This window comes from Pseudomonas sp. NFACC02 (genome assembly GCF_900110765.1).
GTDB lineage: Bacteria > Pseudomonadota > Gammaproteobacteria > Pseudomonadales > Pseudomonadaceae > Aquipseudomonas.
Map to the genome: position 1 here is coordinate 72,726 of NZ_FOEO01000014.1, position 11,716 is coordinate 84,441.

11 protein-coding genes are annotated in these 11,716 nt (G+C 59.3%); 4 read left to right on the plus strand and 7 right to left on the minus strand.

The window, feature by feature from the left end:
* The first annotated feature begins 39 nt into the window (after positions 1 to 39).
* From ubiG to BMY73_RS14030, 4 genes are all read left to right on the plus strand, one after another.
* A complete protein-coding gene (gene ubiG / locus BMY73_RS14015) occupies positions 40 to 738 on the plus strand; it encodes a bifunctional 2-polyprenyl-6-hydroxyphenol methylase/3-demethylubiquinol 3-O-methyltransferase UbiG (protein WP_062380135.1) in 699 nt (232 codons plus the stop codon).
* 3 nt (positions 739 to 741) lie between these two features.
* The gene (mupP, locus tag BMY73_RS14020) at positions 742 to 1,413 is read left to right on the plus strand and encodes an N-acetylmuramic acid 6-phosphate phosphatase MupP (protein WP_062380133.1); all 672 of its coding nucleotides are present in this window, start codon (positions 742 to 744) and stop codon (positions 1,411 to 1,413) included.
* Positions 1,414 to 1,498: 85 nt separating this feature from the next.
* A complete protein-coding gene (locus tag BMY73_RS14025; RefSeq protein WP_092407794.1) occupies positions 1,499 to 2,245 on the plus strand; it encodes a YciK family oxidoreductase in 747 nt (248 codons plus the stop codon).
* 244 nt (positions 2,246 to 2,489) lie between these two features.
* A complete protein-coding gene (locus tag BMY73_RS14030) occupies positions 2,490 to 3,416 on the plus strand; it encodes a GGDEF domain-containing protein (RefSeq protein WP_092407797.1) in 927 nt (308 codons plus the stop codon).
* A 7-nt stretch (positions 3,417 to 3,423) separates the two neighbouring features.
* Here BMY73_RS14030 and BMY73_RS14035 read toward each other — a convergent pair whose 3' ends face one another.
* From BMY73_RS14035 to BMY73_RS14065, 7 genes are all read right to left on the minus strand, one after another.
* A complete protein-coding gene (locus BMY73_RS14035; protein ID WP_062380127.1) occupies positions 3,424 to 4,221 on the minus strand; it encodes an iron-containing redox enzyme family protein in 798 nt (265 codons plus the stop codon).
* Between the two features lie 37 nt (positions 4,222 to 4,258).
* Positions 4,259 to 6,724, minus strand: a complete 2,466-nt coding sequence (locus BMY73_RS14040; RefSeq protein WP_092407799.1) for an EAL domain-containing protein — start codon at positions 6,722 to 6,724, stop codon at positions 4,259 to 4,261.
* 272 nt (positions 6,725 to 6,996) lie between these two features.
* Positions 6,997 to 8,811 carry an ABC transporter ATP-binding protein gene (locus tag BMY73_RS14045; protein WP_092407857.1) on the minus strand — a complete coding sequence of 605 codons (1,815 nt, stop codon included), beginning with the start codon at positions 8,809 to 8,811 and terminating at the stop codon, positions 6,997 to 6,999.
* Between the two features lie 10 nt (positions 8,812 to 8,821).
* The gene (locus tag BMY73_RS14050) at positions 8,822 to 9,424 is read right to left on the minus strand and encodes a DsbA family protein (RefSeq protein WP_162770500.1); all 603 of its coding nucleotides are present in this window, start codon (positions 9,422 to 9,424) and stop codon (positions 8,822 to 8,824) included.
* 36 nt (positions 9,425 to 9,460) lie between these two features.
* The gene (locus BMY73_RS14055) at positions 9,461 to 10,441 is read right to left on the minus strand and encodes an oxygen-dependent tRNA uridine(34) hydroxylase TrhO (protein ID WP_092407801.1); all 981 of its coding nucleotides are present in this window, start codon (positions 10,439 to 10,441) and stop codon (positions 9,461 to 9,463) included.
* Between the two features lie 320 nt (positions 10,442 to 10,761).
* Positions 10,762 to 11,058, minus strand: coding sequence for a BolA family protein (locus BMY73_RS14060; RefSeq protein ID WP_062380118.1), 297 nt, complete (start codon positions 11,056 to 11,058; stop codon positions 10,762 to 10,764).
* Positions 11,059 to 11,071: 13 nt separating this feature from the next.
* On the minus strand, positions 11,072 to 11,605 hold the full coding sequence (locus BMY73_RS14065) for a DUF2059 domain-containing protein (protein ID WP_062380116.1): 534 nt from the start codon (positions 11,603 to 11,605) through the stop codon (positions 11,072 to 11,074).
* Between the last annotated feature and the right edge of the window lie 111 nt (positions 11,606 to 11,716).

Below are 11,716 nucleotides of genomic sequence, written 5' to 3' on the forward strand. Positions count from 1 at the left end.
GTGGCCGAATACCGAATTCAAGTTTTAGAGGGATCACACATGAGCAACGTCGACCACGCCGAAATCGCTAAATTCGAAGCCTTGGCCCATCGCTGGTGGGATCGCAACAGCGAGTTCAAACCGCTGCACGACATCAACCCGTTGCGCGTGAACTGGATCGACGAGCGCGTCAATCTGGCAGGCAAGAAGGTGCTGGACGTGGGATGCGGCGGTGGCATTCTCAGCGAAGCCATGGCGTTACGCGGCGCGACGGTGACCGGCATCGACATGGGCGAGGCGCCCTTGGCGGTCGCCCAGCTGCATCAGCTCGAATCCGGTGTCAGCGTCGAATACCGACAGATCACGGCAGAAGCGCTGGCCGAAGAAATGCCGGAGCAGTTCGACGTCGTGACCTGCCTCGAAATGCTGGAGCACGTGCCCGACCCGTCCTCGGTCATCCGTGCCTGTTACAAGATGGTCAAGCCGGGCGGTCAAGTGTTCTTCTCTACGATCAACCGCAATCCGAAGGCGTACCTGTTCGCCATCATCGGCGCGGAATACATCATGAACCTGCTGCCGCGTGGCACCCATGACTTCAAGAAATTCATCCGCCCTTCCGAGCTGGGCGCCTGGAGCCGCAACGCAGGCCTTGAGGTCAAGGACATCATCGGCCTGACCTACAACCCGCTGACCAAGCATTACAAACTGGCTTCCGACGTCGACGTCAATTACATGATCCAGACGCTGAAGGGGGCCTGATCCATGCGCTTGAGGGCAGTTCTTTTCGACATGGACGGCACCCTGCTCGACACCGCCCCCGACTTCATCGCGATCTGCCAGGCCATGCTGGCCGAGCGTGGCTTTGCACCGGTCGACGACAAGCTGATTCGTGATGAAATTTCCGGCGGCGCCAAAGCGATGGTCTCGGCCGCCTTTGCGATGTCGCCGAACGAGCCGGAGTTCGAAGCGCTGCGCCTGGAGTTTCTGGATCGCTATCAAAACGCGTGCGCAGTCCACAGCAAACTGTTCGACGGCATGGCCGAGTTGCTGGCCGACATCGAGAAGGCAAAGCTGATCTGGGGCGTGGTCACCAACAAGCCGGTGCGTTTTGCCCAGCCGATCATGGAGCAACTGGGGCTGTCCGAACGGTCGGCGGTGCTGATTTGTCCCGATCATGTGACCAAAAGCAAGCCAGACCCCGAGCCGCTGCTGCTCGCCTGCAAAATGCTGGACCTGGACCCGGCCAGTGTCTTGTTCGTTGGCGACGATCTACGGGATATCGAGTCCGGCCGTGATGCGGGGACCAAGACCGCGGCCGTGCGCTATGGCTACATTCATCCTCACGACAACCCGGATCACTGGGGCGCGGATGTGGTGGTGGATCACCCGCTGGAATTACGCCGGGTGCTGGATAATGCGTTGTGCGGTTGCTGAGATCGCGTCTGAACACGCGCCTGCGCCTTCGGCAGAAACAGCTGTATGCCGACCGTGCGTTTAGGGAGAACTGAAAGGAGGCTCCATGTTCAAATATTCCGCTCGCCCCGAACTGCTCAAGGACCGCGTCATTCTGGTGACCGGCGCCGGTCGCGGGATTGGCGCCGCGGCTGCCAGAGCCTATGCGGCCCATGGCGCGACCGTCCTGTTGCTGGGCAAGACAGAATCGAACCTCACGGTTATCTATGACCAGATCGAAGCCGAAGGTCATCCGCAGCCCGTCGTCATACCCTTCAACCTCGAGACCGCCCTGCCCCATCAGTACGACGAGCTGGCGGCCATGATCGAGGCTGAATTCGGGCGGCTCGACGGCCTGCTGCACAATGCGTCGATTATCGGGCCACGCACGCCGATCGAGCAGTTGTCCGGCGAGCACTTCATGCGCGTGATGCACATCAACGTCAACGCGACGTTCATGCTCACCGCCACGCTGTTGCCGCTACTGAAACTGTCGCAAGACGCGTCCGTGGTGTTCACCTCCAGCAGCGTCGGGCGCAAAGGCCGTGCGTATTGGGGCGCTTACGGTGTGTCAAAGTTCGCGACGGAAGGCCTGATGCAAACGCTGGCCGATGAGGTTGACGGCGTCGTATCGGTTCGCGCCAACAGCATCAATCCCGGCGCCACCCGCACCGATATGCGCGCTCAGGCGTATCCGGCTGAAAATCCGCTGAATAATCCGACACCGGAAGAAATCATGCCGGTCTACCTGTACCTGATGGGCCCCGACAGCGCAGGCGTAAACGGCCAGGCGTTCGACGCACAGAAAAAGTGAGCGCAATCGGCCCGCGCCGGTTCGATGGCAGCCTTTCGTCTCCTTGGCGGTTTTCCGTCAGCTCTTTGTGGTCCATTGGCCTGTAAACCGGTAGGTTAGTCAACTTCAAGGCGCGGACGCCCCGAGCGGCCGCACTTGAAGAAACTAAGTTTCTGATATTTATGAAGATCCTTAACGGAGAACGAATTGGCACGCGTTTCGCTCTACCGACATCAAGCCCGATGAGAGGCGCAGGAGCGAAAACATGAGTTTTCCGACAACAACCAACGCAATTGATTTTGACAGCGCAAGGCTTCAACGTTTTGGCTTCGCACCTGCGCACGGCTTCGCGCATCAACCGCTGGACTATGAACAACTGCAGCGCCGGCTGGAGCGCCAGCTGCAAACCAGTCTCGAAACGGACAAGATTCTGGCCATGTTCTTTCACAGTGTGCAGCAGCTTATTCCTCTCAAGGCACTGAACTACACGCATGTGGGAACAGACTTGCGTCTGGAGTTCGGGGAGCGTTCGCGGCACAACGCCAGCTACTGCATCACGCATGAAGGAGAACAAATGGGGGAAGTGGCGTTTCACCGTGACCGTCGCTTCGCCGAGCACGAGCTGACGCAGCTCGAAGCCCTGCTCGCCACCCTGCTCTACCCGCTGCGGAACGCTCTGCTCTACCGCAACGCCAACCTGAGTGCGCTGCGCGACCCGTTGACCGGCGCGGGCAACCGTATTGCCATGGAACAGTCATTGACGCGGGAAGCTGAAATTGCCAAACGCCAACAGCAGCCTCTTTCGGTGCTGATGCTGGATATCGACCATTTCAAAGGGATCAACGATACCCACGGACATGCCACGGGCGATGTGGTGCTGAGGGGCGTTGCGGACGCGATCAAGGATCGTCTGCGCAACATTGATCAGGTGTTCAGGTTCGGCGGGGAGGAGTTTCTGATCGTGCTGACCAATACCGGTCGTGAGTCAGCCGCGCTGGTGGGCGAACGCCTGCGTAACGCAGCACTGCAACTCACGTATCCGATCAATGGAACGCCGGTGGAACTGACCGTCAGCCTGGGCTGCTCGACGCTGCTGCCGGGGGAATCCCCCGACAGCTTGTTGCGTCGCGCCGACACGGCCCTTTATGCCGCCAAACGCCAAGGCCGTAACCGGCTGGAAATGGCAGGCTGACAGCGGCTCAGGCGCGAGCCACCAGCCGAGGCTCACGCATCTGCGCGTTTGCGTCCTGCGGCTGCTCCAGCACCATGCACCGTTCCAGAAAGAGGTGCATGTACTCGTAGCTCTTGCACACCGCCATTCTCAGGTCCGCCTGCAACTGCTCGCTGGGGTTATTACCGGCCAGCGTGCAAATGATCTCCAGGGCTTCCCAAGGGTGGGAGTCGTCGTACTGCGCATGCATCTTCAACCACTTCATAGCGCGCTTGCGCTGGTCCGGCGGGAACATATCGGCGTAGGTTTCTTGTGAACACACGACAGCAGACCATTCGCCGGTCGCGCCTTCAATCGCGTAATTAGTGGCTGCAATCGCGACAACCAACGGGTCCGAAGTACAGCTATGCCAGCACCAGTGATTGAGTGCGTGCAATTCGGACGGAACGCGCTGCGCCTGCAGGTCCTCCAGCGTGACCCCATGGGCCGCGCTCCAGTTCACCCAGTAATCGGCATGATTGAGCTCAACCCGAATATTGCGCATCAACCAGCGACGCGCCATGTCTTCGCCCGGATGACGGGCAAAACGGGTTTTGGTCAGGTTATGCGCCATGTAGACCGCAAACTGTTCAACAACAGGCCATCCGCCAATCAGATACTGGCGCATGGTTCTCGAACTGAGCCGCCCATCTCTCATACGTTGATAAAGTTCATGCCCTACCACGCGTGCTTTTGCCTCACTGCAATCTTTGATCAATTGCTGTGCCCAAGCGGGGTAACTGCTGGCATCCATCAGCGGACCGGTTCTTATGAACATATCGATCACTGTGTAGCTCCTTATGTTGTGTTACGTCGGGGGTTGCTCAGCGAAAAGTCCCGGGTGCGCTGAACAACATGGGGGTCTGCCTCGCGGGCCGTGCGTGCAGACATTCGCAGGTGAATAATTGCGGTCGCTCGATAACGTACCCCTGAGCGTAGTCCACACCGATTTCCAATAACGCCTGCTCTATCTGTGGGCTTTCGACGAACTCAGCGATCGTCTGCTTGCCCATTACGTGCCCGATATGGTTGATCACTTCCACCATCGCCCGGTTGACCGGATCGTCGAGCATGTCTTTTACGAAGCTGCCATCAATCTTCAAATAATCCACAGGCAAGTGCTTCAAGTATGCGAATGACGACATGCCTGCACAGAAGTCATCCAGTGAGAAACGGCATCCCAGACTTTTAAGTTCGTTAATGAACCGAATGGCGCTGCCCAAATTGGCGATCGCACTGGTTTCGGTGATTTCGAAACAGATAAGTTCAGGCGGGATTGCGTAAATCTGGAACTGCTGTCGCAAATATTCAAGAAAAGCATCGTCACCGATGCTGGTGCCGGACAAGTTGATTGCACAGGTGGCCATAGGCCCGGTGCGGTGGTCGTCCGCCAGGCAATTGGCAATGATCTTGAAGACGTTCTGCACCACCCAACGGTCCAGCGTGGTCATCATGCCGTAGCGCTCAGCGGCAGGGATGAAGCTGTCCGGCAGGATCATGCGACCGGACTCGTCGCGCAGCCGCAGCAGAATCTCCACATGGCCGCTGCTGTGAGCCGCATCGCGACTCAACGGAGCGATTTCCTGTGAGTACAGGCAGAAACGATTGTCTTCCAGTGCCATATGCAGGCGTTGAATCCAGGCCATTTCTCCGAAACGGGTCGACAACTCAGAATCGTCGTCGTGATAGACCTGTACCCGATTGCGGCCCTTCTCCTTGGCCATGTAGCACGCCATGTCAGCCGCGCGCAGCGACGCTTCAAGGGTGGTGGGCACGTCGGACACATGAACCAGACCGACGCTGACGGTGGTCACGAAGGGCCGGCCCTTCCAGACAAAATGCAGGCTCTCAACCGTCTGACGCAGCCCTTCGGCGATCTTTTCGGCCGCCTCCGGTGAGCAATGCTCGAGCAAGATGCCGAACTCGTCGCCGCCCAGGCGGGCCAGTGTGTCCCCCTCCCGAATGCCCTGCTGCAGCAATGCACAGATGTGCCTGAGCAACTCATCGCCCGCCGCGTGGCCGCTGGTGTCGTTGACCAATTTGAATTGATCCAGATCCAGGAACATTACCGCGTGACGCCCCGGCTGGTAGGTCAGACCGTTCAGCGCCAACTCCAGTCGGTATTCAAATTCACGACGGTTGGCCAATCCAGTCAGGGCATCGTGGGTCGCCTGCCACGACAGATTGGCGATGTATTGCCTCTCCTGTGTCATGTCATGCAGCACCAGCACGGCGCCGCTGACCTTGCCTTCGGTGCGGATGGGCGAGCCGACCAACGCCACCGACACGGTACTGCCGTCGAGCCGCTGGATCAGTTTGGAATTCTCACTGCCTCCCCCCAACTTGCCGCTGAGAATGTGCTCGATCAGGGTGGAGCTGTCTTTCTGATCGTTCTCGTCGAGCAGATTGAACAGCGCCGCCAGAGGAAGCCCGACCGCCTGCTCGGTTTTCCAGTGCGTCATCTGCTCGGCGGCCGGGTTCATGTACGCGATCGCGCCATCGACATCGGTGGTGATCACACCATCACCAATCGACTCCAGCGTGACTTGCGCCCGCTCCTTTTCCGTCTGCAGCGCCATGGCAAAGGCATGGCGCTGCTCGAGCAGTTTGTGGGTGCGCAGCAGCGCCAGGATAATCAACAGCACTGCCGTGGCGAGGTTCACCACCAGCAGGATTCTCAAGATAATCCTCGACCCCTCGCCCAGCGCGTCGCTGAACGCCATGGCCGCGGGCGTAACGGCCTCGTTGATCGCACTGATCCGCTGCCGCCAGGCCATGACATCGCTGTTGGTGGCACTGCCTTCAAGGATGCGGGCGTGCATTTCACGGGCAACCTCGTCGAGCTGGACAAGGTAGTCATCACCGATCTTCCAACGATCAATGGCCTTCTCCAGATAGTTGAAATGCCGGAAATTGAGATAAAGCCAGATGATGCTCTGCGCATCGTCAGGATGGTTACCACCCTGCAGAATGCCTGCAGTCGCGCGCGCAATGTCAGGAACCGGTTGATCCATCGCGACCCGCAGGTCGTGCCCTCCCTGGGGGATGGCAATGGCCTGCTGGTATTTCAGGTAGTCGATCTCATCGCGGCTGTTGGCGTATAGGTTCAGATAGTAGATCGCGTCCTTCTGGCCCTTGGACCAGAGACTCTCCCCACCGACATAGCTGCGCACGGCCGACATCATGTACAGGCTGACGCAGCCGAGCAGCGCCTGTAACAGCACCACCGCGATAAATGGCCAAACGATACCGAGAAGACGAGGCTTCTCCAGGATCCGCTTTTGCTTCATGGTGTCCCTTTCATCAGCACTGCCAGTACTCGCTCCCTTCGTTCAGGTGACCTTCCTGATCCGAAAGGGACTCGGCTAATTTCCACGATGCAGCGGGATAATACTTACATCTTGTGTAAGACCTCAGGTGTTACCACCGGATGACGGAGACGTAAATATGACGCTTTTCACACTTACTTGACATGCAAGGGTCAAGCATAGCCCAAGAATTGACGTGTTCCACTGGCGATACGCCATTTTGGGCCGGTTATGCAAAAAACCGACAGGATGTATCAGAGCTGTTGCAGGTGCCCATAAAGACGCGCATAGAGCCCGCCGTCGGCGATCAACTGCTGACGATCGCCATCCTCGGCGATACTGCCGCCGTCGAACACCAGAACCCGGTCCGCCTGCTTCACGGCCGACAGGCGATGGGCAATGATAAGAGTGGTCCGGCCGGTGAGAAACCGGTTCAAGGCTTGATGCAGGTTGTATTCGGTGGCGGCGTCCAGCGCCGAAGTCGCTTCATCCAGGATCACAACCTTCGGGTCGGCGAGCACCATGCGCGCAATTGCCAGTCGCTGTCGCTGGCCGCCCGACAGACGGACCCCGGATCGACCGACGACACTGTCCAGCCCCTGAGGAAGGGCGCGAATGGTCGCGTCCAGTTGAGCGATTTCCAGCGCCTGCCAACACGCCTCATCGCTACGCTCGCGCCCCATCGACAGGTTGGCCCTGACGGTGTCGTTGAACAGCGCGGGATGCTGCAACACGACCGCCACATGTTCCCGAACGGTTTCGAGTCCGATGTCCTGCAGACGGGCGCCGCCGAATCGAATGATCCCCGCCTTGGGGCTATAAAGACCCAACAGCAATTGCACCAGCGTGCTCTTGCCGCCACCGCTCGCGCCGACGATTGCCACTTTCTCACCCGGCGTGATCGACAGGTTCAGATGATCGAGCACCAGCTCCTCGTTGTAGCCGAAGCACAGGCCACTCACATCAATGCCGACCGTCTCACGTCCCACGAAAGGATTGAGCTGCCCTTCGTACTGGGGCTCATCGGCGCGGGCCAGCAGCTCATTGATACGCGTCAGCGCCCCGCCCGCCGCATAGAACGCGTATTGCAAATTCAGCAGTTGCTCGACGGGACCGATCATGAACCACAGGTAGCTGAAGACGGCGAGCATGTGCCCAATGGACAGGTCGGAAAACAGCACGGTAAGCATCGCTGCAGCCCGAAAGATATCGATGCCGAACTGGAACAACAGGCCACTGGCACGGCCCGACGCGTCGCTTTTCCACTGCGAGGCGACGGCAAAATCCCGCACTTCCCTGGCCCGCAGGCCCAGACGGCCGAGGAAGTAACCCTGTCGGTTGCCCGCACGGATTTCCTGGATGGCGTCCAGGGTTTCAGTCAGCGCCTGGGTGAAGCGCGAGGTGCTGTCGTTTTCCAGCTTTTTAAGGTGCTTGACGCGCTTGCCCAGCTTCACCGTGGCGTAGATCACCAGCGGGTTGAACAGCAGAATCAACAACGCCAATTGCCAGTGCATCCAGACCAGAATCGCCGCCGTGCCGGTCAGCGTCAGCATCGCAACGAGGAATTTGCTCAGGGTTTCGCCGACGAATTTGTCCACCGTATCCAGATCGGTGACCAGGTGTGCAGTCACGGTTCCGCTGCCCAGGCTTTCATATTCGCCCAGTGAGATACGCTTGAGGCGCTCAATCAGACGAACGCGGATGCGATAAACGATGTCTTTGGCCAGCCCGGCGAACAGGCGTGCCTGAATCACGTTGAACAGCAACGCACCCAACCGCAGACACAGGGTCGCGATCAGCATCAAGCCAATGTAACCCACAGGTTTGTGAAGGCTGGCGGGCAGGAACTGATTCATGAATATCAGCGCGGTGTTGCCCTTCCCCAACAACACCTCGTCCACCAGCAAAGGCAGCAGCAAAGGAATCGGCACCGAGCAGAGCACCGCCAATACGGCGATTGCGTTGGCGATCCACAATGCTTTTCTGTGCCGAAGGGCGAGACGGCGAATCTGTGGCCAATCGAGGCGATCCGTCTGTACCGCGTCAGCCGCGTGGCTGGAGCGCTCTATATCGTGGGAATCAGGCACTGGCGGCGCGCTCCAGCCAGCGGCTGAGCATGGGCGCCAGTGTTTCCAGAGGTTGATAGCCGTTGGTCAGCAGGGCCAGTTGACCGTTGCGTTCGGCGAGCAACGTGGGGAAACCGGCGATGCCGAGGTCCTGGACCCAGGAGAAATCAGATGCCGTCGCGGCACGCTGCTGCGCGCCGTCGAAGGCATCGGCAAACTCGATGCGCGGCAAACCGGCTTTTTCCGCCAGTTGCGCCAGCACAGACCCCTTGGTCACATCGCGCCCCTCAAGGTAAAACGCCTGTTGAATCTCCTTGACCAGCTTCCAGGCGATGTCCGGGGCCAGACTGCGCGCCGCGACGATGGCGCGGCAGGCGGGTTCGGTGTCATAGACGAAACCATCGGGTAACGCGCCGTCAAAGCGGAACGCCTGGCCGGTGGTGTCGTGCACCGCCTGCCAGTGTTCGAGGATGTAACGGCGGGTCTTCGGCTCCAGCGCCGCCCCGCTGCCCGTGCGCAAGCCGCCCACGACCAGATGCAACGGCAGGCCCGCCGCCTTCGCCTGCTCGACCAATGCCTCGGCGACGGGCGCAAAACCCCAGCACCACGAACACATCGGGTCCATCACGTAGAGCAGGCGGGCGTGCATGAGTCAGGCCTCGTTGATCTGTTTTTCGGTGGCCTCTGCTTCATTGCCATTGAGCAGACGGTAGTTGCGGCCAATCGGGTGCGGCTGGTTACGCGCCTTCGCCAGCTCGATCTGTTTTTGCCGGTCGATGGCACTGCGACGGGTTTTCTCGCTCAGCGTATCCCAGCAATGCGGGCAACTGACACCCGGCGAATAGTGCTCGCTGGCGCGGTCTTCAGCACTGATCGGCGTGCGACAGGCATGGCATTGATCGTAGTCGCCTTCGGTCAGGTCGTGACGTACCGTCACACGGTTATCGAACACGAAGCAGTCGCCCCGCCATTGGCTCTGCTCCTGCGGCACTTCTTCCAGGTATTTCAGAATGCCACCCTTGAGGTGATACACCTCTTCGAAGCCTTCACCCAGCATGTAACTGGAGGCTTTTTCACAGCGAATGCCGCCGGTGCAGAACATCGCGACTTTCTTGTGCCGGGCCGGGTCGAAGTTGGCTTTGATGTACTCCGGGAACTCACGGAACGTGGTGGTTTTCGGGTCAATCGCGCCCTCGAACGTCCCGATGGACACTTCGTAATCGTTGCGGGTGTCGATCAGCAGCACTTCCGGATCGGCGATCAGGGCATTCCAGTCCTTCGGCTCGACGTAGGTACCGACCGCTTTGTTCGGGTCCACGCCGGCGACACCCAGGGTGACGATTTCTTTCTTGAGTTTGACTTTGGTGCGATAGAACGGCTGCTCGTCGCAATACGACTCTTTGTGATCGATATCGTCCATGCGTGGGTCGTTCTTCAGCCAGGCCATCAGCCCGTCGATGCCTTCGCGGCTGCCGGAAACGGTGCCATTGATGCCTTCTTCGGCGATCAGCAGCGTCCCTTTGATGCCGTTGTCGACCATCGCCTTGAGCAATGGCTCGCGCAGTGAAACGTAGTCCGAAAGGGTGACGAATTTGTACAGCGCCGCGACGACGATGGGGGCGGTTTGGGTCATGTTGCGTCTCCAGGTGGTGACCCTCGCAAAGGGCCTACCGGATGAAAAATTCAGTTTGAAAGCGTGCCGACCCGGCAACGCGGCGCGGATTCTAGCAAAAATCGGAGGGAAACAGGCAGGGCGGTGGATCAGCGGGGCATTGATGCAGATCAACAGAGGCGCGTCAGCCGTGAACCTGACCTGTGTGCGAATTCATTCGCGAAAAATGGAGCAGTCGACAGGGATGCATGGACTGGCGCACTGTCTCGCGAATGAATTCGCTTCCACAGGGGAAAACGCATTCATCCACGAAACGGGCCGAAACCGGGTTATGGACCCGCTCAGTCATGCCCACCGGCACAGGTCGGCGAAGCGGGCGCAGCGCCGAGCTTCGACCATTCTTCCGGGGTGTAGGTGTGCAGTGCCAGCGCATGGAACTCACCCATCAAGCCGCCCAGCAGGCCATAGACCTTCTGGTGACGCTTGACGGCATTGAGGCCAGCGAACTGTTCGCTGACCACCACGGCCTTGTAGTGAGTGTCCGAGCCACGACTGTGCATGTGGCTTTCGTTGAGCACCTGAAGGTACTCGGGCTGAAAGACCGCCAACGCGGATTCGATTCGCTGTTGCATGCTCATGTCGTGAGTTCGCTTATGGCTTCTTGGCAGGGGCAGCCGGGGCGCCTTTGGCGCCAGCAGGTGCCAGTTCCTTGGTCATGGATTCCAGCAAACCGGTCACCACAGGCACTGCAGGTTGCAGTTTTTCCTGGGTCATCTGGAACGACTGCTGGCTGATCTGCGGCATCTTGGCCTGGACTTTCTTGCCCAGAGGCGACTGGTAGAAGGCGACCAGGTCTTTCAGCTCGGACTCGGTGAAGTTATCGGTGTACAGCTTGACCATGTCAGGCTGCAGTTTGTCCCAGCCAATGGCTTTGTCCAACGCGGCATTGGCCTTGGCCTGATAGCTTTCCAGGACAGCTTTCTTGGAGTCAGGCGCTTTGGTTTCGGCGAAACGCTGGGCGAACATTTGCTGCGCTTGCATGTAAATCGGCGCACCCAGCTGATCGGCATGGGCCAGTTTGAGGAATGCTACAGCGCTGGCTTCATGGCTGGCGGTGGCGGCGAGGGCCTGGCCGCTGGCGCATACCAGAGCGACCGCAGCACAGATGGCGCGAAGACGGGTCATCGAGTTTCCTTATCTAGCAGGCGAGGCTGAACCCCAAGGCCGAGCATTCTGCGCCCGTTTTCGCCTTACGCTCAACCCCCGGTGCTACGAGCGGTTAAATCCCCCGCCACA

Coding starts and splice junctions, on each gene's coding strand:
- ubiG (WP_062380135.1), top strand. CDS start 40: ATGAGCAACGTCGACCACGCCGAAATCGCTAAATTCGAAGCCTTGGCC.
- mupP (WP_062380133.1), top strand. CDS start 742: ATGCGCTTGAGGGCAGTTCTTTTCGACATGGACGGCACCCTGCTCGAC.
- BMY73_RS14025 (WP_092407794.1), top strand. CDS start 1,499: ATGTTCAAATATTCCGCTCGCCCCGAACTGCTCAAGGACCGCGTCATT.
- BMY73_RS14030 (WP_092407797.1), top strand. CDS start 2,490: ATGAGTTTTCCGACAACAACCAACGCAATTGATTTTGACAGCGCAAGG.
- BMY73_RS14040 (WP_092407799.1), bottom strand. CDS start 6,724: ATGAAGCAAAAGCGGATCCTGGAGAAGCCTCGTCTTCTCGGTATCGTT.
- BMY73_RS14050 (WP_162770500.1), bottom strand. CDS start 9,424: ATGTGTTCGTGGTGCTGGGGTTTTGCGCCCGTCGCCGAGGCATTGGTC.
- BMY73_RS14055 (WP_092407801.1), bottom strand. CDS start 10,441: ATGACCCAAACCGCCCCCATCGTCGTCGCGGCGCTGTACAAATTCGTC.
- BMY73_RS14060 (WP_062380118.1), bottom strand. CDS start 11,058: ATGAGCATGCAACAGCGAATCGAATCCGCGTTGGCGGTCTTTCAGCCC.
- BMY73_RS14065 (WP_062380116.1), bottom strand. CDS start 11,605: ATGACCCGTCTTCGCGCCATCTGTGCTGCGGTCGCTCTGGTATGCGCC.